30 protein-coding genes and 1 pseudogene are annotated in these 25,155 nt (G+C 69.4%); 28 read left to right on the top strand and 3 right to left on the bottom strand.

Annotated features, from left to right (window positions below; translation table 11 throughout):
• From VN520_RS25455 to VN520_RS25395, 13 genes and pseudogenes are all read left to right on the top strand, one after another.
• A pseudogene (locus VN520_RS25455) lies at positions 1-337 on the top strand (hypothetical protein); the annotation flags it as partial.
• 237 nt (positions 338-574) lie between these two features.
• Positions 575-955 (top strand): hypothetical protein, encoded by a 381-nt coding sequence (locus VN520_RS25450; RefSeq protein ID WP_325749274.1) that lies wholly within the window; start codon positions 575-577, stop codon positions 953-955.
• 446 nt (positions 956-1,401) lie between these two features.
• Complete coding sequence (locus VN520_RS25445; RefSeq protein WP_325749273.1) at positions 1,402-1,719, top strand: hypothetical protein; 318 nt, start codon at positions 1,402-1,404, stop codon at positions 1,717-1,719.
• Between the two features lie 78 nt (positions 1,720-1,797).
• Positions 1,798-2,493 (top strand): hypothetical protein, encoded by a 696-nt coding sequence (locus VN520_RS25440; protein ID WP_325749272.1) that lies wholly within the window; start codon positions 1,798-1,800, stop codon positions 2,491-2,493.
• A gap of 214 nt (positions 2,494-2,707) precedes the next feature.
• Positions 2,708-3,463, top strand: coding sequence for a hypothetical protein (locus VN520_RS25435; RefSeq protein ID WP_325749271.1), 756 nt, complete (start codon positions 2,708-2,710; stop codon positions 3,461-3,463).
• A 185-nt stretch (positions 3,464-3,648) separates the two neighbouring features.
• A complete protein-coding gene (locus tag VN520_RS25430; protein ID WP_325749270.1) occupies positions 3,649-3,933 on the top strand; it encodes a hypothetical protein in 285 nt (94 codons plus the stop codon).
• A complete protein-coding gene (locus tag VN520_RS25425) occupies positions 3,930-4,277 on the top strand; it encodes a hypothetical protein (RefSeq protein ID WP_325749269.1) in 348 nt (115 codons plus the stop codon). The genes VN520_RS25430 and VN520_RS25425 overlap by 4 nt, the downstream gene beginning before the upstream one ends.
• A gap of 161 nt (positions 4,278-4,438) precedes the next feature.
• Positions 4,439-5,365 (top strand): hypothetical protein, encoded by a 927-nt coding sequence (locus VN520_RS25420; protein WP_325749268.1) that lies wholly within the window; start codon positions 4,439-4,441, stop codon positions 5,363-5,365.
• Between the two features lie 227 nt (positions 5,366-5,592).
• On the top strand, positions 5,593-5,868 hold the full coding sequence (locus VN520_RS25415; protein WP_325749267.1) for a hypothetical protein: 276 nt from the start codon (positions 5,593-5,595) through the stop codon (positions 5,866-5,868).
• A 48-nt stretch (positions 5,869-5,916) separates the two neighbouring features.
• A complete protein-coding gene (locus VN520_RS25410; RefSeq protein ID WP_325749266.1) occupies positions 5,917-6,384 on the top strand; it encodes a hypothetical protein in 468 nt (155 codons plus the stop codon).
• A gap of 338 nt (positions 6,385-6,722) precedes the next feature.
• Positions 6,723-7,460 carry a hypothetical protein gene (locus tag VN520_RS25405; RefSeq protein WP_325749265.1) on the top strand — a complete coding sequence of 246 codons (738 nt, stop codon included), beginning with the start codon at positions 6,723-6,725 and terminating at the stop codon, positions 7,458-7,460.
• Between the two features lie 237 nt (positions 7,461-7,697).
• Positions 7,698-7,958, top strand: a complete 261-nt coding sequence (locus VN520_RS25400) for a hypothetical protein (protein WP_325749264.1) — start codon at positions 7,698-7,700, stop codon at positions 7,956-7,958.
• A 100-nt stretch (positions 7,959-8,058) separates the two neighbouring features.
• Entirely contained in the window at positions 8,059-8,469 is a 411-nt protein-coding gene (locus VN520_RS25395) for a hypothetical protein (protein ID WP_325749263.1), read from the top strand.
• An 896-nt stretch (positions 8,470-9,365) separates the two neighbouring features.
• On the opposite strand, the gene VN520_RS25390 is transcribed toward VN520_RS25395, so the two are convergent.
• Positions 9,366-10,676 carry an AAA family ATPase gene (locus VN520_RS25390; protein ID WP_325749262.1) on the bottom strand — a complete coding sequence of 437 codons (1,311 nt, stop codon included), beginning with the start codon at positions 10,674-10,676 and terminating at the stop codon, positions 9,366-9,368.
• 443 nt (positions 10,677-11,119) lie between these two features.
• On the opposite strand from VN520_RS25390, the gene VN520_RS25385 reads away from it, so the two are divergent.
• From VN520_RS25385 to VN520_RS25350, 8 genes are all read left to right on the top strand, one after another.
• Positions 11,120-13,033 (top strand): hypothetical protein, encoded by a 1,914-nt coding sequence (locus tag VN520_RS25385; protein WP_325749261.1) that lies wholly within the window; start codon positions 11,120-11,122, stop codon positions 13,031-13,033.
• A gap of 139 nt (positions 13,034-13,172) precedes the next feature.
• Positions 13,173-13,421 carry a hypothetical protein gene (locus VN520_RS25380; RefSeq protein ID WP_325749260.1) on the top strand — a complete coding sequence of 83 codons (249 nt, stop codon included), beginning with the start codon at positions 13,173-13,175 and terminating at the stop codon, positions 13,419-13,421.
• A 190-nt stretch (positions 13,422-13,611) separates the two neighbouring features.
• Positions 13,612-14,760 carry a hypothetical protein gene (locus tag VN520_RS25375; protein WP_325749259.1) on the top strand — a complete coding sequence of 383 codons (1,149 nt, stop codon included), beginning with the start codon at positions 13,612-13,614 and terminating at the stop codon, positions 14,758-14,760.
• A gap of 369 nt (positions 14,761-15,129) precedes the next feature.
• The gene (locus tag VN520_RS25370) at positions 15,130-16,551 is read left to right on the top strand and encodes a hypothetical protein (RefSeq protein ID WP_325749258.1); all 1,422 of its coding nucleotides are present in this window, start codon (positions 15,130-15,132) and stop codon (positions 16,549-16,551) included.
• 133 nt (positions 16,552-16,684) lie between these two features.
• Positions 16,685-17,422, top strand: coding sequence for a hypothetical protein (locus VN520_RS25365; RefSeq protein ID WP_325749257.1), 738 nt, complete (start codon positions 16,685-16,687; stop codon positions 17,420-17,422).
• 333 nt (positions 17,423-17,755) lie between these two features.
• Positions 17,756-17,983: a hypothetical protein gene (locus tag VN520_RS25360; protein ID WP_325749256.1), complete on the top strand. Its 228-nt coding sequence runs from the start codon at positions 17,756-17,758 to the stop codon at positions 17,981-17,983.
• Positions 17,984-18,242: 259 nt separating this feature from the next.
• Positions 18,243-18,524 carry a hypothetical protein gene (locus tag VN520_RS25355; protein WP_325749255.1) on the top strand — a complete coding sequence of 94 codons (282 nt, stop codon included), beginning with the start codon at positions 18,243-18,245 and terminating at the stop codon, positions 18,522-18,524.
• A 116-nt stretch (positions 18,525-18,640) separates the two neighbouring features.
• Positions 18,641-18,946 carry a hypothetical protein gene (locus VN520_RS25350; RefSeq protein ID WP_325749254.1) on the top strand — a complete coding sequence of 102 codons (306 nt, stop codon included), beginning with the start codon at positions 18,641-18,643 and terminating at the stop codon, positions 18,944-18,946.
• A 31-nt stretch (positions 18,947-18,977) separates the two neighbouring features.
• Here VN520_RS25350 and VN520_RS25345 read toward each other — a convergent pair whose 3' ends face one another.
• On the bottom strand, positions 18,978-19,298 hold the full coding sequence (locus tag VN520_RS25345) for a hypothetical protein (protein ID WP_325749253.1): 321 nt from the start codon (positions 19,296-19,298) through the stop codon (positions 18,978-18,980).
• The gene (locus VN520_RS25340) at positions 19,295-19,567 is read right to left on the bottom strand and encodes a hypothetical protein (protein WP_325749252.1); all 273 of its coding nucleotides are present in this window, start codon (positions 19,565-19,567) and stop codon (positions 19,295-19,297) included. The genes VN520_RS25345 and VN520_RS25340 overlap by 4 nt, the downstream gene beginning before the upstream one ends.
• 207 nt (positions 19,568-19,774) lie before the next feature.
• Here VN520_RS25340 and VN520_RS25335 point away from each other — a divergent pair, with 207 nt between their 5' ends.
• From VN520_RS25335 to VN520_RS25305, 7 genes are all read left to right on the top strand, one after another.
• On the top strand, positions 19,775-20,023 hold the full coding sequence (locus VN520_RS25335; RefSeq protein ID WP_325749251.1) for a hypothetical protein: 249 nt from the start codon (positions 19,775-19,777) through the stop codon (positions 20,021-20,023).
• A 29-nt stretch (positions 20,024-20,052) separates the two neighbouring features.
• A complete protein-coding gene (locus VN520_RS25330) occupies positions 20,053-20,289 on the top strand; it encodes a DUF3263 domain-containing protein (protein ID WP_325749250.1) in 237 nt (78 codons plus the stop codon).
• A gap of 200 nt (positions 20,290-20,489) precedes the next feature.
• On the top strand, positions 20,490-20,753 hold the full coding sequence (locus VN520_RS25325) for a hypothetical protein (RefSeq protein WP_325749249.1): 264 nt from the start codon (positions 20,490-20,492) through the stop codon (positions 20,751-20,753).
• Between the two features lie 242 nt (positions 20,754-20,995).
• Positions 20,996-22,162: a hypothetical protein gene (locus tag VN520_RS25320; protein WP_325749248.1), complete on the top strand. Its 1,167-nt coding sequence runs from the start codon at positions 20,996-20,998 to the stop codon at positions 22,160-22,162.
• 28 nt (positions 22,163-22,190) lie between these two features.
• Positions 22,191-22,481, top strand: a complete 291-nt coding sequence (locus VN520_RS25315) for a hypothetical protein (RefSeq protein ID WP_325749247.1) — start codon at positions 22,191-22,193, stop codon at positions 22,479-22,481.
• Positions 22,478-23,188 carry a bifunctional DNA primase/polymerase gene (locus tag VN520_RS25310; RefSeq protein WP_325749246.1) on the top strand — a complete coding sequence of 237 codons (711 nt, stop codon included), beginning with the start codon at positions 22,478-22,480 and terminating at the stop codon, positions 23,186-23,188. Before VN520_RS25315 ends, VN520_RS25310 begins: the two co-directional genes overlap by 4 nt.
• 247 nt (positions 23,189-23,435) lie before the next feature.
• On the top strand, positions 23,436-23,978 hold the full coding sequence (locus VN520_RS25305; protein ID WP_325749245.1) for a hypothetical protein: 543 nt from the start codon (positions 23,436-23,438) through the stop codon (positions 23,976-23,978).
• Positions 23,979-25,155 lie beyond the last annotated feature (1,177 nt).

Below are 25,155 nucleotides of genomic sequence, written 5' to 3'. Positions count from 1 at the left end.
AACCTGGGAGGACGAGGCGAACACGTACGTCAGCCCGCGGATCGGCCTGCCCGAGCTACCCGTCGTCACCTGGAGCACCCGGGGCGGGTACGGCCCGGGCGGCACGTACTTCAAGACCGTCGACGTCATCCGTCACGCCGCTGGCCGCCCGTTCGTCTGGCTCGATGACCAGCTCAGCGCAGCCGACCGAGCCTACGTCCGGCAGCACCACACCGGGGCGGCGCTGCTGTACGACATCGACCCCGCCGTCGGACTGGACCTGGACGACTTCGAGGCGCTCGCCCAGTGGGCCGACACGCTGACCGAGCCCGCCGCGCCGACCGGGGCAGTCCGATGAGCCGCTGGCGCTACCGACGGCTACCGCGCGACGCCTTATGACGGCGGTCGACCCGGGAGCAGATGTCCGCCGGCGGCAACGCCCTTGGCCCAGGCCGCGACGATCGCGGCCTGGGCCGGAGTACGCCGGGCACATGGAGCGCGTTCCCACGTATCGCGGGAGATGGGATCGGTGCCTCCCGCGCACCTAACTTCCGCCGTGCCAGTCACCACGAACTGAACGCACGAGGAGATCGGGATGACGAAGAGCGACACTGCTGCGCTCCTTCACAGTGGCCGCGGCGCGCGTGGACTTCTCCACGCCCTGCCCCTGGGATACGAGAACAACAGCGGGCATTGGACGCGCTCGCCGGCACTGTGCGGGGCCCTTGTCGAGATGCCCCCCACCCCCGTGCAGGTCCGTTTCGGGTTCGGCTGGTCGGCGGCGATGTGGCAGAGGAGCGGCCACCTGCGCACCTACGGCAGTCATCGCCCGCTCGCAGACTTCCACAGCCGTCGTCTGCGCCGCCTCGCTCATACGCGGTCGATCGACACGCACGTGTGCCGCAAGTGCCGTAAGGAGATTCACCGGATGACGCACCCTCGTTGGACGGGCAGCCTGAAGCCGTCGGCGGCCTGACCGTCGGCAATCCCTGACAGGGCATCCACGCGGGGCCGCTCGCGCCGCCCCCACCCGCGCCGAGCGGGGAGTGCTTGGGCCTACCTGGTGCCCGTCACCGTCCCCGCGGTGGTCAAACCCGGTACATCCACGTTCGAGACGTGCCGGGTGTTCGTGTGCACGGTCAGTGCCAGCGGATCAGCGTTTCCAGGTGGTCATCGGAGCCGCCAAGAGGCGGCGTGCGATCTCGACGGGCTGAGCGCTGAACGAGGAGGTGACGCGGCCGTTCGCTGTCCGCTCCGGCGCGCCCCCGCCTGCGGCTGTGAGCTGGGGCTTTCTGCTCCTCGTCTGCCTCGGCTCTGGTCACCGCATAGCGGCAGATTCGCGAGAAATCGAGCCAGACCGCTGTAAAACCTAACTTCTGTCGTGCCAGCCGCCACGGGCTGACCGCACGAAGGAGAGAAGCGATGACCGAGACCGCCACGCAGACCACGCAGACGGCCACCATCGACACCCTGGCCACCGCCCTGCAGAACGCCCTCGGCAGCAGTTGGACGATCACCGCGCGCTTCGACCACATCCTTGCCACCACCCCGCTGTGCGACCGCATCACCATCACGCCGCTGGCCTACAGCTACACCGACATCTCCTGGGCGCTTGTGCCGGTCCGCCGCACCGTCCCCGCCCAGACCGTGCGGGAGACCCCGGATGCCGACCTGACCGCCGACGTGGCGACCGCGCTCCGGAGCCTGTCGTACCGGCACCACGCCCTGCCGACCGCCTGACCCGCCCCGTGCCCGTCGCCGGGCAGTGCCCGGCGGCGGGCAAAGACCCCGCGACTCTCGACCGAACGGACGCAGTAAGTGACCAGTCAGCACGCCCTCGTTCACCTGGACCCGCAGCCGGACGCTACCGCGAGCGACCTCGCCAACGAGGCCGAAGACACCCTCTGGGACCTGCCTGGCGGCTGGGAACGGGTGCTGGTCACCCACCCCGAGAACCAGTACGCCGGGACCTTCCCTCTGCGGAACGGAGCCGACCCGAACCACCCGCAGCTCATACGCGTCAGCGGCGGCACCACCGTCCGTTACGCGGGCGGCCCGGTCGGTCTTCTCGACCTGCACGCGTGCCGTACTCGGGCCGCTGATCGTGCCGCGCGCCTGCACGACGCCTGGGCCCAGGCCGTAGCCACCATGCCGCCGGTCAGGCCGCTCGCCGACTACCTTTCTGACGCCAAGGACTTCGTGTACGCCGGGCTCGCTTTCAGGGAGCAGCCGCACATCAAGGTCGCCGTCAGTCTGGCGGAAGCGCGGCTTTCCTGGGCTGATCAGGAGGCCCTGGCCGCGTTGGACCGGGATGCGTTCGTGGAGCGTGCCCGCGTCCAGGCCGTCACAGGGAACAGCCTGCTTCAGCTCGACGGGACGTGGCTTGTCAGCCCGACCTGGGCGGATCCCCAGGCTCCCGAGACGGCGGCCGCCGAGTACCACCAGCGCGTCAACGCTTACCTCGACAACCTGCCCGAGGACCACGTGATCGTCGGAGCCGACTTCATCCGCTGACCAGCAGGGACCGCGCGGACCCCTTCCGGTACTGACCGAAAGAGGGGCCCGCGCGGTACCTGTTGGCCAGCGTTCCTGTCCGTCGGCTTCAGGCCCGCGACGGCACGGCCGCCGGCGAGCCCGGTCTCAACTCGCGCGAGCGCGGGGCGCGCCATGCCGCCCGCTAACGTCCGCTGCGCCAACACCTCCACCCCCTCACCCGCTAGGAACCCCCGTGATCCACTCCAAGGCGTCGGACACTGCCGCGGCTCTCACCCACCAGGTCTGGCTGGACCTCTGGCCGACGGCATCTGCGCCGGGCCTCAGCCGTGTCACGTCAGCGCAGCAGCTCCAGGACGACGACCTCATCGTGACCCTCGGCGCTGGACCGGATGCGGCCACGCTGACGGGCCTCAGCGCGCGCGACGCCGTGCGCGAAGCCGGCACCCGAGTGTGGCGAGTGGTCTCCACTGGCGCCAAGACGGTACGAGTCCGCCCGGTCGCAGTGCCTGACGGGACCTGGAACGGGACGCCCGATCTGGCCCGGCTCGGTGAACCGTGGGTGAAGGACGCACCCTCCAGGCAGTTCTACATCCCCGCTGCGAAGCGCCAGATCGGCCGTCTCGGATCGATGGATGCACTGCGGGAGCAGATCACCGGCCACCACCTCTTCGGGGAGTGGGAACGGGCTTACGAGGTGGCCGAAGCGGAGGAGAACGAGGAGCGGGCCGCTGCGAAGGTCATATGGGACGGGATCGTGGCGCGGCGCGAGGCTCGTCGTGCGCTGGTCGAGCGGCTGAACGAGATCGCCGGGGACCAGCTCGTGTACTGGGCCGACTTCGGTGGCAGCGACGGCATCGGGTCGCTGAGCGGCTGGCTGGCCTCGAAGGGCCGGCTGCGCACGTACCTCCTCGGTCTGCACGCCGCGAATGTGATCACCAAGGAGGAGTACGAGGAAGCCAAGAGGTGCATGGCCTCCCTCGAACAGTGACCGGGCGGGCGGCCGTGCCGCCCGCTGGGTCCGTCCGGCAGCTGTCCCCGCCGGCGAGCATCTGCGCAGGTAGCAAGCAGGCTCGGACACCTCATCTCGCCGCATCACCCGTCTTCATGGGTGTCGCTCGTAGCTTCTGACCACCACCGAGACCACCGATCAGGAGCACCATGATGCCGCTGGACATGACTGGCCCCGCGAGATGGAAACGCGAGGTCCACTACCGCCGCTACCTCAGCAACGACGGCCGCGTCATCACCATCTGTGTGCAGGACTTCGACTACCGCGACTACGACCCCAGCCGCTTCGTGGACCTTGCAGACTTCCCCACCGAGCAGGAGGCCGCGTTCATGCCCCTCCGCCCGCAGGATGTGATCGACACAGCAGCGAACACCCCTGATGACCATGTCGCCGCAGGTCAGGCTGTGCGTCTCCTCGCGGCTATCGGCAGTCACTGGAGCGCGTCATGAGCACTTGGTTCCTCAGCCCCGAGCAGCGCCCAGCTCCGCAGCCCCCGCACCCGTTGGACGCCCTGGCCACCACCCTGCACAACGACCTGGCTCCGCAGGGCTGGGAAGTGTGGTCGTTCCTCGACGACATCGAGGTGACCTGCCCGTGCGGCCAGCGGGTGGCCGTCACCACGGACAACAGCGCGGGCACCAGGCGCTGGACCCTGACACCTGAGTCGGAGCCGGCCGGAACAGTCGTCCTGACGGATCTGAACGGTCTGAGCAGCGTCGACCACGTGAGCAGGATTCTGGGGTTCCTCTGCTCTCGGCACACCGACGACGCGGCCACCGCCATGCAGGGATAGGTGGACGGCGGCCGCCAACGCTTCAACCAGGGTCGGCGCTCGTTGTCCGAACCCGGCTGGGTCTCAATCCGCGGGCAAGGAGGAATTCGCCAGCAGTCGTCACACCGACGCCTCCTTGCCTACGGTCCGGGCGTCCACCCGTTCCCAGGCAAGGACCTGCCATGCCCTTCCCTCTCCGTCCCGGCGCCACCATCAGCCGGTCCGACCTTCACCAGCTCGTCGGCGGTCGACCTCACGGCCGCATCAGCCCGAGCAAGACGACACCGAACATCTGCCTTTTCACGTCGCCAGGGGCCCATGACAGTCAGCACGATGGCTGGACCGGGCGGCACTACCACTTCCAGGGGGAAGGCCAGGGAGACCGGGAACAGGTGATCAGGAACGGCAATCGTGCTCTCGCCGACCACGCTGAGAACGAAGGCCGCACACTGCGGCTGTTCTCCACGGTGCCCGGCCCCTCAGTCCGCTACCTCGGCGCCTACCGGCTCGACAACGACGTCCCCTACGTACAGACACCGCTGCCGGTCATCGGCGTCCCGGACCAGCCCCACCGCACCGGCTACGTCTTCCGGCTCGCGCCCGAAGACGGAACCCCTCCGCCCAGCGGCGTCTTCACCGTGGACCCCCTCAGCCATCACACGATCGTCCGGGAGCGTGACCTCGACGTTCCCTTCCGCCCCCGGCCCGGCGACGAACAGGGACGCGAGCGTACGTTCATGGAGGACGTCGCAGAGCAGCTACTCAGGAGCTACAGCTCCCACCTGCGATCCCTGGGCCATGACGTCCGCCGTCACACCGTCACACCGGCTCGTGAACTCATCCCCCTGCCCGTCGACCTGATCGACCACAGCACGAACGAGATCGTCGCGTGCGCGGGAAGCGTCGCCCGGACGTACGTACGCGCGGCCTACGGTGAACTCCTCGACATGCGCCGGTTCTTCAGCCCGACCCCGCGACGAGTCATGCTCCTTCCGTCCCACCCGCGCCCCGACCTTGCCGACCTGTGCGGCCGGAACGACATCACCGTGGTCTGGCCGAGGGCAGGCGGATTCGAGAGGGCAGAGCCGGACGCTCTCCTCCGCGACTAGGCTCCGTGCCGCCCTGGGCAATGCGATGGAGCGCATCGCCCAGGGCGGCGCGCGTGTGAGGCCGGCGGCGGTGCGTCCTGGTCAGCAACCCAGCCCTGTCCGTTCCGGACACTCCCCCCGAGGGCAGCGGCCCAGGCGACTCCCGGATCCGGCGTCCGCGCATTTCGCGGGCCCGTGATCAACCGCTCTCTGGCTCCTACCGTCCCACCAAAGACGAAGGAGCCGACATGGCCTGCCTGACCCTCTGCTACAGCGCCCCGTGGACCGGGCTTTCGGCAGCGCTGACGGGTGCCCTTATCGCTGCTGGGGCCACCAGCAGCGGAAGCGACGGCAGGCCCATCTCCTTCTACGACTACGAGTGCGTGCTGAACGACCTGGCCGCCATCCAGGGTCACTACGAGAAGACCAAGGACCCCGTCACCCTCTCCGCCATCGAGGAAGACGTCGCCGACCTGCTCACCGAACAGGCCGACATCATCACCGCGTTGGCGGCGTACCTCTGAACCGCAGCGACGCAGCGCTGAGACCCGCGACCCGAAGGCCCTGCACCTATGCCCGACACCCTGACACGTCCCCCCGGGGCCCCCGCCGACTGGCCCGAGTTCCCTGCCGTTCCTCCGCTGGTCACCGACCATCCGCTGCCGCCTGAGCGGTGGCCCGCCCTCGCCCTGTCGTGGCGGCTGGTCACCGCGCACGTGCTCCACCCCGACCGGGGTGACGTCATCAGCGCGTGGCTCACCCAGCCTGGCGCTCCCGGGCCGCTGGCTGTCGCCTACCGGCACCGTTTCAACCACTCCCACCCGTACGGGTGGGCATGCGGCGTCCACGTGTTCAGCGTGCCGGTCCGCAACGGGAACCGCGCCGATGCGCGCATGTCCTACGACTGCACACGAAGCGGCATCACGCGCACCCCAGAAGAAGCCCGGGCCCAGGCGGTGCGCCACGTCGCCGAGCGGCACCAGGACGCGGCCGTGCCGTACGTCGCCCGCTCACTGCGGGCCCGGCGCTTCTACTGCTGAACGGCTCCACCCCGGTAGCTGGCCGAGCGCTGGTCACTGCCGGGGGCCGGGACGCCCCGGCCCGGGCGTGTGCGCCTCTCGTCATCTGCATGGGGGACGCGCGTCCGCCGGCCACATGCTCACTGGGCGCCCCACGCAGCGGACACGGACGCTGTCCGCCATGCGCCAGCGCCCTCACCTCGGCCTGCCCCCTGCCAATCAGGTCCGCGGCCGCAGCTCTAACCCTGCTCCCACAGTGGGTTTCGCGGCAGCTCGGCACGTGCCTGGCGAGCTCGTAACTTCCTCACTGCCAGCTCGCACCGGCCACCGAGTCACCAACCCCTTCCAGGAGCGGACCAATGAAGCGCAGCCTTCGCCGTCGCATCGAACGGACGATCAACCAGTCGTGGAAGACCACCGACCGAAATGATCGTGGCACGGTCGGAGTGGCGCTCATCTTCCCGCCCGACGCGTTCGTCGACGCGCCGACCTGGACGCCTGGCCCCGGCTTCCGTGCGCTGAACGACGAAGGAGCGACCAACACCGCGTTCGTCCGCGACAACGGTGACGGCACGGAGACCGTCGTCGTCGGCGGCATCGGGCCCGCCCAGCGCCCGGGCATGGACGGCGGCCCCTGGACGGAAGAGGAGGTATGGACGGTCACCGCCCCGGTCGACGACTTCGATGGCTGTGGGCTGGGCAACAACCCCCAAGGCATCACCTGGATGCTCGACCGGCCTCGCGCGGTCATCCACCGCGAGCGGTACGCAACGCACCCTCTGGCGACCGTTGAGGCGTACTGGGAGAACTTCAAGGAGGTCTGGGGTTTCCTGCCCTCCGGTGAGCTGCGCTGGTACGGAGGGTGGCCGTTCGGCGAGGGCCGGGAATGGGCCTACCTGGTCTGCCGCCCCGCGTGGGCGTCGGAAGAGGAGAACGAGGTCGCGCTCCTGGAGGACGTCGTCACGCTGGCCCGCCTGTTCAGCGCGGAGGTCCGCGTCTACCCGTACGACCTCCAGAAGCGTGAGATATCCGGGCCTCTCGGCAGCTCGCGCTGGGAAACCTACCTCTCGGACGTGACGCGTCGCCTGCGGAAGTGACTGGCGGAGGCTCCGGGCGTACCTCGCTACGCCCGGAGTCCGTACTGGTCCCAGTGCCGTACGGGGAAGGGTCGGTGGCTCACCTTCGGCAGGTCGACCTGTCCAGACATCGACGGCCGTGGCATAAAGCGCAGGCCGGCGTCTCCGACGCCCGGACTCGCGCCCGGTCGATCGCTGCGGGAGCTCGTGGTGCAGTGCAGCCATCACACCAGCCCTCACGGAACGGACCAATCGGCCATGCACACCACGTTCTCCGCGCCCGGCACGTCCACCACGCTGACGACCGCGGCGGCCGACAACATCCTGCGCCGCATGAACCTCGACGACACGGTGCGCAGTCTCCCGGCCGACCAGTTCGTCAGCCGTCTGCTGTCGGCCATGACCGTCGCGTCCGCAGACCGAAGCGCCAAGGGCGCGGTGCGGCTCTCTGGGATGCGGCGTCTGCACACGCTGGCAAGCCGCACGCAGGGCACCGGCCAGCCGATCACCTGGAGCTGACGGCAGACCGGGGGCCGTCGCCCGACGGCCCCCGGTCTGCCGTCTCGCTCTCCCGAGCGCCCTTCGGGCAGCCCAGATCTCCTACGAGGAGCCCCACACCATGCCTTCGCAGCCCGCTCCACTCGACACAGACGCCCTCCTTGCCGCGGTAGAGCATGACGCCGAGCAGGTCCGGCAGGCTCGGACACGTCTTGCTCTGGCCAGCCTCGGCCTCATCACCGCCCGCATCCGCGCTGACCATCCGGCAGCTCGATACCTCCAGATGGGCTTCACGGTCAGCATGAAGACCTACACGGGCCGGACAGAGGCCGGGCGGGTCTGGCTTCAGGAATCCGAGCAGGCAGGCCGCTGGCGGGCGTGTCTGGACGACGACGCCCGATTGGACCTCGAAGGCTGGTGCACTCACCTCGGACAGGACGTCGAGGAACTGCTGCCGACGCTCTGGGTGCGAGACCCAACAACCGGGCTGCAAGTCGTCGATCTGGATGCCGTGGTGGCCGCCCTGTCGTGACGGCATGGTGCCGGGCGGCGGCCAGCAAGCTCCTGTCGGCGCCCGGCACCGCTGTGCAACTGCCGAGCGATCCGTACAGGGACCCACTCCGTCCTCGCCACCTGTCCTGCCTTGGCATCCCTCGGCGCCGGCCGCTTCTACAGGGGCGGCCGGCCTGGAGGCGCTTGAGCGAAACTCACTGGATTCCCTCCACCCGGAAACCCCTGTAAGCACGGTGGTTACGTACAGGCAGTGCACACCGTTCACGCTGCCTATCCGTACTCGGTGCTGATGCGTCCTGGCGTTGCCGCCCGCGCGCTATGCCAACCTGGTCACCTCCCGCCGGGCCATTTTGATCACGGCCAGGCAGCGAGACAGCCGTTACTGCGTTCCGGCCGAGCTGCCTTCCACGCCCGCCCATCAGGCCACCGCGTGGCGAAAGCCAGCAGAGAACAGGCCGACCGGGGCGCAGCGGTGCACCCATGGGGGCGGTTAGGTCCGGCCGGGGCTTGCCGCTGCTGAGGCTCGGGCGGCGTAGATCATCGGAGCCGCAAGGGTGCGCTGGCCATCCCGCTGGTTGGGTCGTTACGGTGAGGCCAGCAGGAAGCGCTCCGTCATGGCCTGATCGAGCGTCGTAAAGGATTGACGCCGGTATCGAGAGCGCTCTGGGTACCGGCGTCAGCCATGTCTGGGCTCCGGCTGGTTATGGTCCGCTCGTCCTCGGTCGTGGCTGCCCAGGGAGAAAGGGCGCGCCCTCTTCACCGAAGGGGACTCACCGAGAGCGAGGGGCACCGTGTTCAGGAGCGGCGCACTCCTATGCGTCCAAGTGCAGGTGCTGTCCGGCGGCCGGCGTGGAACCAACCCGCTGTTGCGGGCCCCGTTCGAACGGGGCCCGCAACAGCGGGTTGGTTCCACGATCAGACCTGACCTCCCAGAGCCAGGGCCTTCACGGACGCCCCGAAGACCTTCGAGGCCACCTCGGTCACGGTCGGCACGTCCTCCGGTCGGGGGCACTGCCCCGCGATGACCGACGCCGCGAACATCACGCCCGCCGTCTTGGCCACCGTCGAGGCGAGCAGCAGCTCACGCATCTGGGGAACCCACACCCCAGCGCCACCGGCCTTACGGTCCTCGGCGTCCTTCGTGCGCAGGTTCTCCGCGAGCCGGATGAACTTCGCCGGGACGCCCAGAGCCTTGGCCGCGTCGAGGTCGGTGGTGACCTCCACGGGGACCGCGAAGCGGGACACCAGGGCGTCATCGAGCTGTCGCACTCCGATGCCCTCGGGGTTGTAGCCGCACAGCGCGTAGAAACCCGGCTTGGCCTGCACGACAGGCGCGTCCGGCTTGTCATCGAGGCTGAGCGTCCCGCGCCCGTCGAGAACCGAGTACAGCACGGCCAGGACCTCAGACGGGATACGGGTGATCTCGTCGACGAACAGCGGACGCCCCTCCTTCATCGCACGGGTCAGGGGACCGTCGGCCCACTTGAACGTGCCATCGTTCTGGGGCAGGTAGGAGCCCACGAAGTGGGAGACGGTCATGTCACCGTGACCGTTGATCGTGATCAGGTCCCGGCCGAAAGCGGCCTCCGCCAGAGCGGACTTGCCGGTGCCGGGCAGGCCGTACAGCCGCACCGGGATACCGGCAGTGCGCAGGTGCTTGAGCAGCGCCACGTCGTGGTGGCCGCCGAGGTCACGCGGCCGGTAGATCTGCCCGTTGGGCCGGTAGTACTCCGGCTCACCCTTGATCATGGGGTCGCGCTGGTCGACCGCCTGAGCGCGGGGGGCCACCACGGGGGACTGTGCCGCCTGGGAGAGCTGACCCTTAACGAACATCTGCCCCAGCTTGCGCGGCTCGTCGGCACGGACGTGGCCACCGGTCGGGTTCTTCGACTCCACCTCGAAGTACTCGATCGTCTTGCGTGCGTCCTTCGAGTCCTCCTCCGACAGGCCGGAGTCATCGATCACGATGGGCTGGATCAGGATGTTGCTGTAGCTCTTGTGGTTGGTCTTCTCGTTCCACTTCGACTGGAGGGCACGCCAGGGGGCCTTCGCCAGCTCAGTCGCGTTCGTGGTGCCGGAGTCCCCGATGGCGTTGGCCCGCCGGTAGGTCGGCCGACCGGTGCCCTGGCTCGCCGTGTGGCAGTAGCCGGTCGAGGTGGCAACGGCAACGTACGTCTTCTGCTGAGTGCTGGACGGGTCCTGGACCTTGAAGCCGATAAGGAACATGAGGAACTCCGGGTGTCTCGTTCGGGAAGGGATCTTGCGATGCCCTGAACTTATGAGAACCCCGGCAAACGCCCAACTTCGGGCTGTCCGGCGCAAGTTGGGGCCTTCTGGGCGCGGATTGTGAGCCCGTCAACGGCCTACCGTCCTCCGAGTTTCAGCGGCTTTGTGCAGCTCAGCGGGCGGTGAGCCACGCATCGCTCCGCAGGCATGCTCCACGGCCCGTGCCGGAGGCAGACACCACCGACGGCAGCCGGCAGGGGTTCTTCCCCCGAGCGCACGGCGACGCTGTCCGCGGCGGTTTCCAGGCGCCACAAGGCCTTCTACACCTTCAGATTCCTGGATTCGCGGCGAGTCGTTCCAAGGCCGTGGGCGGTGGCCCAATCAGGGCGCAACGAACCGCCGACCGAAAGGCCCCCGCGATGACCGCCCGCACCAAAGCGCCCGTGACTTCCCCCTGGGACGACGTGACGCACCCGGCATGGCTCGCCCTGTCGGCTCGTACCGGAGACTGGCTCTCGACCGTCTCGGAACGTGACGACGTGATCGCGGTCGTTCACCCCGGCGCTCCGGAGAGCAAGTACGCGGAGTTCTACCCGGCGCTGGCCGAGGGCCGCTTTGCCCCGGACCAGCTCCTTGAGGGCCAGCCGAACCCGGCGCTGATCGACCCGAACGCGTGGGCCGACCGCTGTGCACACCCGGCGTTCGCCGGTGCCATCGCCCACGAGGCCGCGCACGCCAAGCACACCAAGTTCGCTCCCACCCGGCATCACAGCGCGTCTGCCGTGCGCTGGGCCACGATCCTGGAAGAGCCCCGCATCGAGCACCGGCTGATTCAGGACCGGCCGGGCGACCGGGCGTGGCTGCGAGCGTCTACCCGCCACGTTCTTCTGACCGGTGTCAGCGGCGGGCACGAGGACAAGTCGGTGCCGGGCGCAGTGCACCAGGCAGTGCTCATCCTGGGCCGCGCGGCCGGTGGGGTGCTGGAGGACGATGAAGTGCAGCCGGTCACCGATCAGGTGACGGGGATTCTCGGTGACGCTGTGATGGCGGAGCTGAACGGCATCTTCCGTGAGCTGTTCGAGCTGGACGACGACGACCAGGACGGGCTTCTCGCCCTGGGAGCACGCGTTGCCCGCCTCGCGCAGGACGACGCGGACGACGACCAGCAGAACGGCGAAGCGGGCGGCAACGGCCAGGGCCAGGGCCAGGGCCAGGGCCAGGGCCAGGGCCAGGGCCAGGGCCAGGGCGGGCAGGGCACCGGCTCCCCGTCGGGAGGCACCGGTCAGGGAGGCTCGGGCGACGCCGAGGACGGGCAGAACGATGGCGATTCGATCACCGTCATGATGCCGTGCGGCGCGTTCACCTGGGGTGACCCCTCCCGGGCCGAGAACGGCGACGGCGGCAGCGGCGACGGTGACGGTGACCAGCAGAACACCCCGTCTGTGGCGGAGCGTGTTGTCGACCAGATCACTCGCGCCGCTGTGGCATCGGCGCACGCGAAGATCGCCGTCATCCTCCCGAAGCGGCCCGACTACAGCGGCCGCCAGGCTGCGCAGAAGGCCGCGCAGGACGTGTTCACCGGCGGCGGCGTCGGGTTCCAGCAGATCGCGGTTCAGCAGGCCAAGCCCGACGAGAGCCAGCAGCGCCAGGCCCGCGCGCTGCTCAACGCTCTGTCGAAGGCCCAGTACCGGGATGTGAACCGCACGACACGCGCCGTCAGTGCCCCGCCCGGACGCATGGTCATGCGAGAGGTCGTGCGCCGCGAGGCGCAGATCCGGGCTCGCACGGAGGTGTCGGCCCTGCCGTGGCAGCGCACCTCTCGCCGTCAGGAGGAGAACCCGCCTCTCACGGTCGGCATCAGCCTCGACGTGTCGGGCTCGATGGGCCCCTGGATCGCGCCGGTTGCGTCCACGGGATGGGCCCTCGCCCATGCCGTGGCGTCCCCGCGTCTGGCGGGCACCGTCGCCTCGGTCGCCTGGAACGGGTGGAACCCTTCCGCCGTAGCCACAGCCCTGATCAAGCCGGGTAAGCGGCCCCTCACCGTCCCCGTGCCGGTCATGGGCGGCGGCTCTGACGGCTGCGGCCAGTCCCTCTACGCACTGGACGGTGCGCTGAACCTCACCGGCAAGTCCGGCGCGCGTGTCGCGGTGGTCATCACCGATGGGGACCTGCCCAACACGCCGAATGTGCAGCGGGCGGCCGACCACCTCACCCGCGCGGGCGTGCTGCTGCTCTGGCTGAGCGTCAAGGACGGTGGCTGGGCTCCCAACGGCGCTCACGTCGAGTACCTGAGCGACCCCACGAACTTCGGGCCCATCGTGGGCCGTGCGCTCGCCCGCGCGCTGACCAACGCCTGACCGACCACCCCCAGGGGGCCGCTCCTGCGGCCCCCTCCCTTCTTTCCGTATTCCTCCAACCAGTCAGCCGGCGCGGGCCGCGCTGTCCGCTGCGGCCGCGACAGTCGGCGGACGGACGCCACGAAAAGGAGTAGCCACCGTGACCCCACCCAAGGACCCAGACGTTCCCCGCGCTCATGCCCGGCGCTGTCGCAGACTTCTGCGGGGTCAGGGCCGGCACCTGATGAACGCCGGCTACCTCAGCTTCATCGTGTTCGGCGTAGGTGCCCTGACGCTCACGGACTGGGTACGCGGAGCCGACGGGTGGATCTGGCTGCCCGCCGTGGTGCCCGTGACCTTCGTGATCGTCGGAGCAGCGGTCCAGAACCGCGACGAGCACACCGGCTGACGGCGGCGGTGGGACGCCCTGAGCAGCGCCCGGCCTGTCCTGACACAGGCCGACGACCAGCTCCGGCTCACCCTCCGCCGTCCGGCATTCGCGACCAGATGAGCTTCTACCTCCGCATTCGTAGCTTTCGGCCACGGCCCCGCCTCCGGGCGGCTCCGTGGACCCCCGCCGCCAACGACCAGGTAGAGCCATGCCGAACTCTCACGCACGAGCGCTGCGCACCCACGACATCAACGAGGTCTTCGTCCAGGAGCTGAAGGCCCGCGAGGACCAGCTCCGCTCGAACCACGTGTGGATCGCTCCCGTTCTCGACCAGCTCTCCGGCGGCCGCGTGGTCACCCCGCCGCGTTACGTTCCGGCTCGCTTCACCCTTGCGGACCAGGCCGACCTGATCGACGAGGCCTCTCACGTCGGCATCTACCGGATGTGGGCCCGGCGTGGTCGGGTGACGTTCGATGTGAACGAGCACCTGGCCGCCGAGCTGTATCGATCGACGTACAAGGAGCTGCCCGGCAGGATCTTCGACCACCTGCCCTACATCAATCCGCTGGTCGTTCTCCCGGACCCGTGGCCGATCCGCTACCAGAAGTCGGACGGGCTGGTGAGAGGCTTCTTCGTCCACGGGTACAACCAGCTGCCCGAGCGGCAGACGTACACCGACGAAGACATCGAGGGCCTCGGTCTGCTCTTCGTCATCGACCTGCTCGACGACGACACCGGAGAGGTGCGCCAGCAGACGTACATACGCCTCCACGTCCCCACCGGGCTACGGCAGTTCACCTTGAAGCAGGCGGTCGGCTTCGCCGCAGCGCGAGCGGAAGCCCGATGGGCACGCACCCCTGAAGAGAAGCCGGTCCTTGCCCTGTTCGAGGCCCTGCTGAAGCCCGCTCTCAGCATCTTGGTGTACCTGTGCTGCGACAACCGGGACGTCGTCGAACCTCCCGTCGTCAAGCCCACCCGCAAGAAGCGCAAGAGGCCTGCGCCGCGCGACCGGGATCCTTTCTTCGTGGAGGTCGGCTGGCGCGTGGGTCCTCGCCTCCACGCGGCCAGACGCGCTGCTGGAAGGGTTACGGAAGGCGATGGTGTGCCCTCCGGAGTGCAGCGAGCGCCGCACCAGCGGGCCGGGCACTTCCACCGCTACTGGACCGGCCCGAAGCGGACTCAGGAGGTCACGATGTTCGTCGAACCGCACTGGGTCAACTTCCACCTGCTCCCGGAAGACGTAGACCCGATCACCACGGTCGTCCCGGTGGACCCGCAGCGGCACGACCCACTCCGCAGGCGCGGTCTGCGCAGCCACACCGGGAAGCCGTCGAAGGCGTTGACGTACGCGGCGTGACCGGCTTACGCCGCCAGCCCCGGGGTTCCTCCCGGGGCTGGCGGCTGTCGAGGACCTGATCCGGGGCGGCCGGCCTGTCCGTCCCCACCTCCTCGTGCCGTCCCTGCACCCCGCCGGCGCCGCGGGGTGCAGGCGCCCCAGGCACAGGGCCGACCGGTCGCACCCATCGGAAGGTGAGAGCCGCCCGGGAAGGGCGCCCCGTCCGCGGGCCGTGGACGGCCCACCTTCTGTGATCGCAGGCGCCGATTCGCCGTGCCGTGCGCACCGAAGGTCCCCCTCGTACCTTCGCTCCCGCCCCGAAGCCGCCGTGCAGATCGCGGTGGCGCACGAGGGCTCTGAACCCACTCGATCCGCCTTGGAGCCTTGACCATGTCTGCGCCGACACATACGCCCCGCACGGTCGGCGTGCCTGGCATCGGCACGCTGACCATCCACGACACCGTTCTGCCCCACGGGCGGGTCCAGTTCAAGGTCACCGGCCCGCACATCAAGGGCACCTTCATCGTGGCCCCGGAGGCCAAGCGAGGTGGCACCGTGCTGCCCACGACGGTCCAGGTGCAGTACGGCGACGGACTCGAGCCGCAGACTTACTACACACCGCGGCCCGACGAGCCCGTCGTCTACCGGGTCAGCGTCCACGGCCACACCGCCGGGCTCGACCCGGATGCCATCCCGACGCGCTACTTCCTGGGCCCGTACGCCGTAGCCTCCGGCCGGACGTTCCTCACCGAACGACTGCCGGACGGTACCCGCCAACGCACCGAAGCCGTAGTCCGTTGCCTCCTGGAGCTGTGGCGCGACCGCGACGATGTCGCCGAGCTGAAGCTGGCGGCCGCGGTCGCCCGAGCAGACGAGCACGCCAAATACGAGGAGCAGCAGGCCGACCAGCTCGAGGCCGAGGTCCAGAAAGTGACCGCCCAGCGAGTCTCGGCCCGCCGAACGGTCAACCAGCTCACCGGCATCCTGCGCCGGCGGGCAGGCGCTGTCCTTCCGGCCGACCCGACCCCCGTGAAGGTGCCGTTCTACGACCGTCACGGTCACCAGATGGGCATCCTGACCGTACGGGAGACCCCCGCCCCGACCGGCACACGGCCTGGCAGCGTGGTCTACAACGTCCAGGGTGCCAGGGTCGCCGGATCGTTCACCGTGGAGCGCTACCGGTACAGCAGCACCCCGTGGCCGGAAGGGATCAGCGTCACGTACGGTATCCCGACCAGCCGCTACGGCCATGAAGCACGCGATGAACCGGCCATCAACACCGTTCGCCTGAGCGGCGGTTGGAGCAGCGGCGACACGGGACGTATCACCCTGACCACCCCCGACCGGCTGCCGGCCCGCATACGGCTCTCTCCCACCACCGGCTGCTCCGCGCCGGTGGCCACCGAACGGCGGGCGTCCGGTGTGCTGCGGGCACTCGCATTGCGGTACCTCGCGCGGCCGGACGCGGAGGCCCTGCACCTGGCCGCTGCCAAGGACCGGGCCCCGGCGCTTCTCACTGCCACGCGGCAGAAGCTGAAGGAGCTGCGCGAACAGCAGCGGAAGCTCACCCGGAAGGCGGCCGAGCACCGCAAGCGGGCCGGGCAGTACCGCGAGCTCCTCGCGCCTCCCCGCACACTGCCGGATATCCAGTCGGACCCGTCGAGTCTCCTCGGCTGGGAGGGGGAGGGCGGCGCCGTGCTCGGCGTGCCTGCCCCGCGACCCGTGCCGGTGGCGCCGAAGCGGGCAGAGCCTGTCGAGCGGTTCGTCGGACGTGGCGCAGGAAGCTGTAAGGCTGGCCAGCGTGGCGGCTGACGCCGCAGAACACGCTGTGGCCCGCAGCCGCGGAAGGGACACCGCGCACCTGGACGCGGCCATGTGGGCTGCACACGCCGAGTTCCTGGACGCGCAGAGGTATGCCCAGTGGGTGGCTCAAGACGCTGGGACGGTGACAGCGTCGACGCTCCGGAACTACGTGATCAGCGCCATCGCGGCGGCCGAGCGTGCGCAGAAAGCCGCCAGGATGCCTTCCACCGCCTCCGAGCTGGCTGAGCTCATCGCCGAGCCGTGGACTCAGGCCATGGCGGATGAGGAAGCTCGTCGGGAACGGGAGCGCCGGAAAGAGGAAGCGCGGTATGAAGCGGAGGAGCGCAAGCGCACGGGTATGGATGCCGACAACCGGCACCGGCTGACCATGGCCCGCTACATCGCGGTGAACCATGTGCCGAAACTCGGCTGGTCCAAGGGCATGGTGTCCGTGATGGAGCAGGCGGCGACCGGGCAGCTGTACCGCCGGGACGGATCTGCGTGGAACGGCCGGCGCCGTGTGAGCCGGGAGCGGACACTCATGCTGGCGCGGGCAGGGTACCTGTCGGTCGGACGGGGGCAGGACCGGAGGATCCGTGTGACGCCGATGGGCGACACCGCGCTCTTCCTGGTTCGGCTGCATTCCGAAGGCATCCATCCCGACGACAAGTCTGCGTACGAGGCGCGTTACGTGGTCGCCCGGCGATTGCGCCGGAACAAAGAGGACACGAAGACGATCGCCAGGAAGCTGCCCCAGATCGATCAGTGGACGCTGCGCCGGTGCGCCCGGCCAGTGACCATCGTCGAGCAGGAGGCGCGCGCGGCGGAGCTCGCCGAGCAAACGTGGGCAGACGAAGGCGGAGCTCTCCCCGGATGTTGAATGCCCGCGGCCGCGACTCGACAGGCCCGCGGCACCCCCGGCGATCAGCGACGATCGACACCGGCTGTACGGCCAGGCTGCTGACTCCTGCGGCAAGCCAGATGCAGGTCATCGTCCCCGGACGGGTACCGCCGGCCCGGGCGGGAGGCCGCGTGCTCCAGGCGAGCGCGCTGTCCGGCAGCACACGACACCGCCGCGCAGCTGCGGACGTGTGCTGCCGGACAGCAGAAGGGGGGCTTTCGCGGCGCCGACGGGTCTTCCGCCGAGGCCACCTACCTTCAGCTCCAGAAGACAGCGGCTGATCAAAAGCAGCCCGGACCGAAGGAGCGCCACATGAGCACGGCGATGCTGCAGCCCACTGACGAGGTCGTCATCTCCACCGTGCGGACCCCGGACCTCACCCGCCCGCACCACGTGCTCCCCATCGGCCAGCAGCACATCGACGACCAGGGCCCCATGGGCCGGTGCACCGTGTGCGACGCCATCGGCGAGTGGAACGCACTCGTCGACCTGGCGCCTTCCGCGTACGGCTGCCCCGGCCGTCCGCCCTACGACGCCTGAGTCACCGTCGGAGCGCGACTCACGTGGGCCGCGCTCCACAGCTCCACTGTCCGCTCGTCCCTGAATCATGGGCACCTGCTCCCGCCGCCTGGCACCCGGCCGGGACGCCTACGGCCCAGCAAGGGCTTCGGCTCGGAAACACTTCACCCCGCTCACACGTCCTCAAGCGGCTTCCCCGGTTTCGCGCGCGCTGAGGAGACCGGGCCGTGCGGTGCGAATCTCCACCTCGTCAAAGCGACCCGACCTCGGAGGACACACCATGCGCTCGAAGCTCGCCCTGATCCTGGCACTCGGTCTCCTGTGGGCGGCGCTCCCGAGCCTGGGCATGGTCCTCTTCAGCATCGTCTGCTCCCTGATCAGCGCCGTGCTGGTCGTTGCAGCGCTGGTCAAGGCTCACCTGACCTTCCTCTGCTGCATCGGCGCGGTCGCTGTGCTGGCCCGCACGAACCCCACCGCCATCCCCAGGGCGATCCGCTGGCTGGCCCGCGCCATTGCCGACTCCGTCGCAGCAGTCATGCCGCAGAAGACGGACAAGGCCTGACAGCCCCGGGCCCGGCAGGGACGACATCCCGCTCCTGCCGGGCCCGGGCCACCGTCGCTTCCCGATCGAACGGCCCGGCCGAAGGAGAGATGTTGAAGGTCACCGCTACGGTCACGATGACTGACGTCACGCGTTACATGATCGTTTCCGGCGCTCCCGCGTATGTGGTGATGGACGGCGCCGACGTGGCGTACATCCTCGACCCGGAGGCGGTCGTCATCGAGTACCGCAAACGGCCGGACGAGGCGGCCTACACGCCGTTCAAGGCCACCGTGACCGGCTATCGCCTCGGCCCGGAAGGCCGCATCGGTGACGAGCGGGCGTCCGGCTGGCAGATGCTGGGAACCTATGAGCCCGACGAGACTCCGCAGTGGCTGCGAGGCCTGGCTGAGCGGCACAGGCCCAGGCCCAGCGACGTCTAGACGTGGGAAGGCCGCGTGGCACAGCTAGGCGTCAGTCCGCCCACACAATGCGGAGAATGATCACGAAACGCTGCTTGGCCTGCGTATTCCGCTCCGGATCATGGACCTGGTAGGGAATCACCAAGGAGCCCTCCGCCGCCACCCGGTCCCACTCAGGCCGGCTCGGTGAACGAGTCGACCCTGCCCGGTACGGATCCGCGATGATCCGACGGATCATCGCGTCGACGGCATCCTGCGGTGTCGGGGCGGCCGGGTGATTGGTCAGCTCCTCGTACTGGGCGCGGGCCTGCTTGGACGGGGCCCACGGCCACGTTCCCGGCGGCTGTGAAGAACGGCCGTCGTTCTTGCTCACTGGCCACTCGCCAGCGACCACGGCTCCGCGAGGTCCAGGTCGCCGGCCATGCCGGCGTCGCTGTCCGAATCCAGCTGCGCATCGCGAGCGGTCACCGCCCGAGCCCACCACTTGTCCCTGAAGGCGGCGACGCGCGTGAGGTCCTCCAGGTCGAGGCCATCGCGTTCGGTCTCGAACGCCGCCACCTGATCGGCAGGCAGAGCCTCCCGGATTCCGCGCAGCGTCTTGCGGGGGTGCCGCGGTGCCGGCTCTACAGGCTGCGCAGTCATGGAGACCCTCCTTGTCCGGGCGGTGGATCGGTTCGCTCCCCGCCAGCAGGCGCGTCTTCGAGGATATGGCCCGCTGGCCCACGCCTTCCAGCGAACGCCACCAGCAGCCCGAATTCGCCAGCTTTCCGGGGAGGCGCCCTCGGACGTCTAGCTTCGGTGGCGTCAACCCCGACCAGCCCCATCGACCCCCGGGAGCACGCCACCCGCATGACCCTCACGATCTACGCCCCCGCCCTCCCCTGCGGCCGGTTCCCCGCTCAGTGCACGAACGACGGCACCACCGAGCACGCCGCCCACGACTGGAATCTCCCCGGTGCCACCCACGCCGGGTGGCACTGCTACGGCTACAGCACCACCCCCGGCGGCACTCGTGTCGGCTGGGCCGGCGGCACCGAGGAGCCCGGCGACGCCATGGACCTTTGCCAGAACAACCCCGCCACGCCTGCCGCCAGCTGACGCGGGAGCCCACTACGGGAAGGGAACTCATGAACGCACTGACCGGCGACGCCCTCCTCGTCCTCGCCGCCGCCCCCCATGTCACCGAGCTGGGAGACACCTCCGCGCAGGACACGTACATCCAAGACCGCCTTGGTCTGCCGACGGCCACGTACTGGAGGGTCCTCCAAGACGTGCTGGACGACCCTTCGGCCACGCCCCATGCGCCGGCAACGATCACAGCCCTGCGGGAACGGCACGGACGACACGCGTACCCCGCCCCGTGATGACCGCGCTGGTGGCCTGCGCGGAGCAGACCACCAGCACGGTCCGCCGCTGGTGACCGGTTCACTTCGCAGCATGTCGCTGAGGCACCAAGCAGGACCCAGCCGACCGGAGCGTCCCTGATTCCGCGTGGGGGCGCTCCCTGAAAGTGGCTGCTCCTAACCTCGCCGACGTCCGTTTGCTCAGAGGGAGGCCTTCTCGGTTGAACACCATCACCTCCGCAGCATCCTCTGCCGATCTCGTCACTGTCCGCCTCATCCGCGCCTCACGGCAGTGGAGCGTGGAGATCTACGATGATCAGCGCTCCCGTTCCACCGTCTGCAGCAGGGACGAGGCTTCGCCCGAGCCACCGACCGACACGGCAGCGACGCTGCTGCTGAACACACACAGCGTGCTGGTCCCCGACGGCGCCGTCTGGGCGCACCGGGCACCAGGCATCTTGGAGGTCCGCGCGCGCCGGATCTGAAGCGCGCCCGCCCGGGAGGCCCGGCAGAAGCCGGGCCTCCCGGGCTCGCAGGTACTCTGCCCGCTTCGCCGACCGGGACCTGTCCGGTCTTCCCCAAGCTGAAGGAGCCAGCGGCAGAGCCCGGGCCTACACCGAGCGGTCTGCCCGTGCGGCCCCGGATTCGCCGCGGCGGCCACCGAGGGGGTGCCCTCTGGTCAGCTCTGGCCACAGGACAGCCCTCCCCGCGTCGGAAGAAGCCTTCGATGAGTACTGCCGTACCAGCAGACGTCCCGCCCATGCCCGCATCAGTCACGCCGGCTGCCGAGCTCGACGACACATCCATCACGGGCGAGATCGCTGCTCTCCTCCAGTGGGACCGACGGCATCTCCTGGCCACTGGTGAAGGGCCCCACATACCCCGCGGTGAACCGAGCCGCATCGCCGTCTGCGCTCTCGTCGGCCGCCTCAGGGAGCTCGAGCGAATTCAGAAGCAGCGCGCGGACGACGCCGCCCGGGCCGCGTTCCAGAACCAGGAGATCCAGCGCAAGGCTGACAACCAGGCCCGTGCGAAGTTCGGACCTCTCATCCGCAGCACCAGCGGCTCCTACACGTACGTGGTGTCAGCGGACGGCCTCGGTGAGCTCGGCATCGTCAGCCGGCGTGGCGGGGGCAGGAAGTGGCGGTACCAGCGGGCGGGCACGGGTTCTTCCGGCCCGGAGTACGACACGCGACGCGAAGCCGCCGGAGATCTCGTGTGGCTCGGAGACCTTGCCGCTGAATCCGCTGCACGTCAGCAGGAGCAGGACGCTGCGCGCGGTGCAGTGCCCGAAGGATGGGCATGGGGCGACTGGGACGATCTTGGCGAGGACGACATCATCCGTACCCCGGTGTACGGCCGGGCCGAGGACGGATCGCTGTACCCGCGAGCGTGGCGTCCGGCCGCAGAGGTGCAGGCCGTTACCCGGCTGGGCAACGGGTGCGTGGTCGTGTCCCTGGCCCGCCCGGGAGGCTCGTACGCTGATCCGCTGTTCGTCAGCAGCCAGGACATGAAGGACGTCGGATTCCTCTGGCCCGTCGGCCGCACCCGGCCGACGCCGCGGCCTTACCGCCACAAGCTCCGGATCCGGATGGCCGACATCGCAGACGACATCGCGACTGTCCAGCGTCGGCTCGGCCCTACGCCCGAGATTCGGAGCCTGGTGGAGTTGGTCGGCCGGCTGGAGCGGGCACGGACGCCCGACCTTTTCGCCGACCTTCGGGGGGTGGAGGCGGGCACTGCGAAGCTCCGAGCACAGGTCAGCGACCACGAACAGTCCTACGAGGTTCAAAGGATCAAGAGCTGGGCGGTAGCCGCCCACATCAAGGCTCAGCAGGCCCTCGAAGCGTTCTCCGCAGACCCGGACTTTGCATCGGCGGCGCCGACCGCCTGACTGCCGGAACCCCCGAAAGGTGACTTTCATGCGCTCGAAGCTCGGACTTCTCCTCGCACTCGGCCTCCTGGCCATCGCCTTCCCCAACGCGACGATGCTGCTCTTCGAGACTCTGTGCATGATCGTCAGTGCTGTGATGATCACGGTCGCGTGGGTGACCGCACACCTGTCGCTCGTGTGCTTCGTCGGCTCCGTGAGCGTGCTCCTCTACTTCTTCCCCGGCACCTTCCGGCGGGCCACCCAGTGGCTGGGACGCGCCCTGGCCGATGCCGTGCGCACCGTGTTTCCCCAGCAGACGCAGAGCCCCACCGCCCGATGAAGAGGCCGCGCGGCCGTCAGCACGACGGCCGCGCGGCTGCCGACGCCAGAAAGCCCTCCACCGTGAGCCCCGACCACCCACCCCGACAGACACTCAAGTCCGCCGCGCTCGCGGCCGCCGCCCGAGGCTGGCGGGTATTCCCTCTCCGGCCCGGCACCACCACGCCCGCTGTCCAGAACTGGCAGCAGAAGGCGACCTCCGACACCGACAAGATCAACGCCGCCTGGGACCACGGGCCGTACAACGTCGGCCTCGCTCCCTGCCCGTCCGGCCTCCTCGTCCTCGACCTGGTGCCGACCAACCGGGAACTGCCGCCGCTGCGTCACCGCTCCCCAGGCATCCAGGACGGCGCGGACATTTTGGCCGACCTGACCGACAAAGAGGGAGCGAGGTTCCCCGTCGAGACGTTCTCGGTACTCACGCCCGGACGCGGCCTCCACCTGTACTTCACCCATCCCCACGGCCGATGCCCCCAAGCCAGCCTGGGGGCAGACAGCCCGCTGGGCTGGCACGTCGCGATCCGATCGGCGGACTCGTTCGTTCCTCTGCCGGTCAGCACCACCGCCGAAGGCACGTACGAGATCGCCCATGACGGGCCGGTCAGGGCCTGGCCCGACTACCTGGCCCGGAAACTCCCCGCTGCTGCCTCGTCTCGTACGTGCCCCGGACGAGCCGCCACGCAGCAGGAAGCCCTACCGCTCGGCTGATCAGGCACATCCTCCGCCCCCGGCCCCGGCAGACACCTGCCGGGGCCCCTTTTTGTTACCTACCGCCCCTCAGCCGCCCTGTCCGGCATTCCGCCCGTGAGCGCGCACCCCCGCGGCGGGCCAACGGGCTGGCTACGACCGCCCCTTGGTCTGTCAGGAGATCAAATTCGCCGGACCTGTCGACCTCGTCGGCGCTCTGCGTAGCTTCCGATCGCCACCCCGCGACCCGACAGAGAAGGCGACCGCCATGGACACCGACCCGGCAGCAGATGACCACCACGCGGAAACCCGGCAGGCGCTGCGCCGGTGCGGAGACGCCATCGGACTCGAGGCAGCCCGCCAGAACCTCCCGGCAGACCTGTACGTCGCCTTGTTCGGACGCATGCAGGAAGGGCTGCTGCGCGGCATAGTCCACCAGCTCGGAAACGGCGAGCACACCCTCAAGGTCTTCACCGACCTCCCGGGCGACACCCTCGTCATCACCGCACCGACACCCGGTCACGACCGTCATCTTGGCCCGGACCTGGCCCGCGCGGCGTTCCTCCTCCTCGCAGCCCACGGCCCGAGCCACTCGGCAGGCATCACCGCCTGCACCGTCCACGCGGACGGACACAGCACCCTCCAGGGATGGGTCGTCCTGGACGGCGTCCCGAAGCCGCTGTCGGCCGACGTACTGCAGACCCTGTGCTCCGTGGGAGGGCAGCTCACCGAAGGCTCGGCGACCGGCGGCCGGGTCGACTACGTCAACGCGTTTACGCCGGTCCCCCTGCCCGCAAAGAAGGGGGCCTGAGTGCCTCCCTGCGGCTTCACCCCGCATTGCGGCGACTGCGGGGAAACCGACATCACCCTCAACAGCAACGGCAGGACCACCTGCTGCGACGCCCCCATATGCGAAGGCGCCTCTGACGCCGCCTCCCGCAACGACCGGACCACAAGGAAGAACTGACATGCCCGCCCGCTCCAACGACAACGGCAGGTGCACGGAGCCGCGAAGTGTTCACGCTCCCGCCCTCGCAGCCGACGCCCGGCATCTCGTGAAGGTCCGTCACCGCGCCGGCATCAAGCCTGTGCACGCCAACGGAGAGCCCTGTCCCCACCGGAAGGGCGAGGACTGCCCCGGACGCGAGTACCGGGCCCAGTGCAAGAACGCGGGATGCCACTTCGACAAGCAGCTGGATGCCCGCGTCCAGCTCGAGTTCGTGCGCGACACCAGCGCCTGCCCGACGCACCCCTCCTCGGCTGACACGGACGCCGTCGGCGCCGCGAACGAAGAGGACGGCGCAGAACCGGTGGACGAGAAAACACAGCAGGCGGCGCCACAACTTCCGCTGCAACCGCAGATCCGCAAGACCGGGCCCGCATCCCAGCCCTACCAGCTCACATGCCCCGAGCAGGGCTGTGGCCGTCTTGGTGACTACGCCACCCGGCGGATGGCCTCGGATGCCTTCGGAGAGCACGTCGACCTCGTACATCCTGCACTCACCCCGCTGGACCTGGTCCGCAGTGTCGTACAGCTTGAGGGAGACGGCGACGGCCGGTGGACTGTGAGCGACCTGTCCGGTCACCGCTATACGGTGCGGCGCATCGGCGAGAAGACCTTCCGGGTCGACGTGGATGGTCGGACGGTCACCGTCGTGGCCCCCCTGGCGACCCTGGAGCGAGCCCGGTCCGGCTCTGTATCGCTCAGCTCGCCCGAATCGTCCACGGCCCCCGGGCAGAAGCCGCCCGCATCCAACTTCTGCGTGAGGAAAGGGCAGCGGCGACAAGTTGAGCAACAGCCGACTGCTCGGATTCGCGCGCGCTCCGTAGGCACCCAGCCTCCGGCATACGTTCCCCGGCGTCACCACAGAACGGCCAACGAGCGCCGAGCCAGGCGCCGTCCCCAACGACCGAGAGAAGACCACATCCATGCGCACGATCGACACCAACGACGAGCTCCTCATCAGCCGTCTGCGCGAACGGCTCAC

The organism is Streptomyces sp., from assembly GCF_035563135.1.
Classification (GTDB): domain Bacteria; phylum Actinomycetota; class Actinomycetes; order Streptomycetales; family Streptomycetaceae; genus Streptomyces.
Note: the sequence above shows the minus strand (reverse complement) of the source record. Positions and strands in the feature narration are given on the sequence as shown.

Excerpts from the sequence above, each read along its gene's own strand:
- VN520_RS25450 (WP_325749274.1), top strand. The coding sequence starts at position 575 with ATGACGAAGAGCGACACTGCTGCGCTCCTTCACAGTGGCCGCGGCGCG.
- VN520_RS25445 (WP_325749273.1), top strand. The coding sequence starts at position 1,402 with ATGACCGAGACCGCCACGCAGACCACGCAGACGGCCACCATCGACACC.
- VN520_RS25430 (WP_325749270.1), top strand. The coding sequence starts at position 3,649 with ATGACTGGCCCCGCGAGATGGAAACGCGAGGTCCACTACCGCCGCTAC.
- VN520_RS25425 (WP_325749269.1), top strand. The coding sequence starts at position 3,930 with ATGAGCACTTGGTTCCTCAGCCCCGAGCAGCGCCCAGCTCCGCAGCCC.
- VN520_RS25420 (WP_325749268.1), top strand. The coding sequence starts at position 4,439 with ATGCCCTTCCCTCTCCGTCCCGGCGCCACCATCAGCCGGTCCGACCTT.
- VN520_RS25415 (WP_325749267.1), top strand. The coding sequence starts at position 5,593 with ATGGCCTGCCTGACCCTCTGCTACAGCGCCCCGTGGACCGGGCTTTCG.
- VN520_RS25410 (WP_325749266.1), top strand. The coding sequence starts at position 5,917 with ATGCCCGACACCCTGACACGTCCCCCCGGGGCCCCCGCCGACTGGCCC.
- VN520_RS25405 (WP_325749265.1), top strand. The coding sequence starts at position 6,723 with ATGAAGCGCAGCCTTCGCCGTCGCATCGAACGGACGATCAACCAGTCG.
- VN520_RS25400 (WP_325749264.1), top strand. The coding sequence starts at position 7,698 with ATGCACACCACGTTCTCCGCGCCCGGCACGTCCACCACGCTGACGACC.
- VN520_RS25395 (WP_325749263.1), top strand. The coding sequence starts at position 8,059 with ATGCCTTCGCAGCCCGCTCCACTCGACACAGACGCCCTCCTTGCCGCG.
- VN520_RS25390 (WP_325749262.1), bottom strand. The coding sequence starts at position 10,676 with ATGTTCCTTATCGGCTTCAAGGTCCAGGACCCGTCCAGCACTCAGCAG.
- VN520_RS25375 (WP_325749259.1), top strand. The coding sequence starts at position 13,612 with ATGCCGAACTCTCACGCACGAGCGCTGCGCACCCACGACATCAACGAG.
- VN520_RS25370 (WP_325749258.1), top strand. The coding sequence starts at position 15,130 with ATGTCTGCGCCGACACATACGCCCCGCACGGTCGGCGTGCCTGGCATC.
- VN520_RS25360 (WP_325749256.1), top strand. The coding sequence starts at position 17,756 with ATGAGCACGGCGATGCTGCAGCCCACTGACGAGGTCGTCATCTCCACC.
- VN520_RS25355 (WP_325749255.1), top strand. The coding sequence starts at position 18,243 with ATGCGCTCGAAGCTCGCCCTGATCCTGGCACTCGGTCTCCTGTGGGCG.
- VN520_RS25350 (WP_325749254.1), top strand. The coding sequence starts at position 18,641 with ATGACTGACGTCACGCGTTACATGATCGTTTCCGGCGCTCCCGCGTAT.
- VN520_RS25340 (WP_325749252.1), bottom strand. The coding sequence starts at position 19,567 with ATGACTGCGCAGCCTGTAGAGCCGGCACCGCGGCACCCCCGCAAGACG.
- VN520_RS25335 (WP_325749251.1), top strand. The coding sequence starts at position 19,775 with ATGACCCTCACGATCTACGCCCCCGCCCTCCCCTGCGGCCGGTTCCCC.
- VN520_RS25330 (WP_325749250.1), top strand. The coding sequence starts at position 20,053 with ATGAACGCACTGACCGGCGACGCCCTCCTCGTCCTCGCCGCCGCCCCC.
- VN520_RS25320 (WP_325749248.1), top strand. The coding sequence starts at position 20,996 with ATGAGTACTGCCGTACCAGCAGACGTCCCGCCCATGCCCGCATCAGTC.
- VN520_RS25315 (WP_325749247.1), top strand. The coding sequence starts at position 22,191 with ATGCGCTCGAAGCTCGGACTTCTCCTCGCACTCGGCCTCCTGGCCATC.
- VN520_RS25310 (WP_325749246.1), top strand. The coding sequence starts at position 22,478 with ATGAAGAGGCCGCGCGGCCGTCAGCACGACGGCCGCGCGGCTGCCGAC.
- VN520_RS25305 (WP_325749245.1), top strand. The coding sequence starts at position 23,436 with ATGGACACCGACCCGGCAGCAGATGACCACCACGCGGAAACCCGGCAG.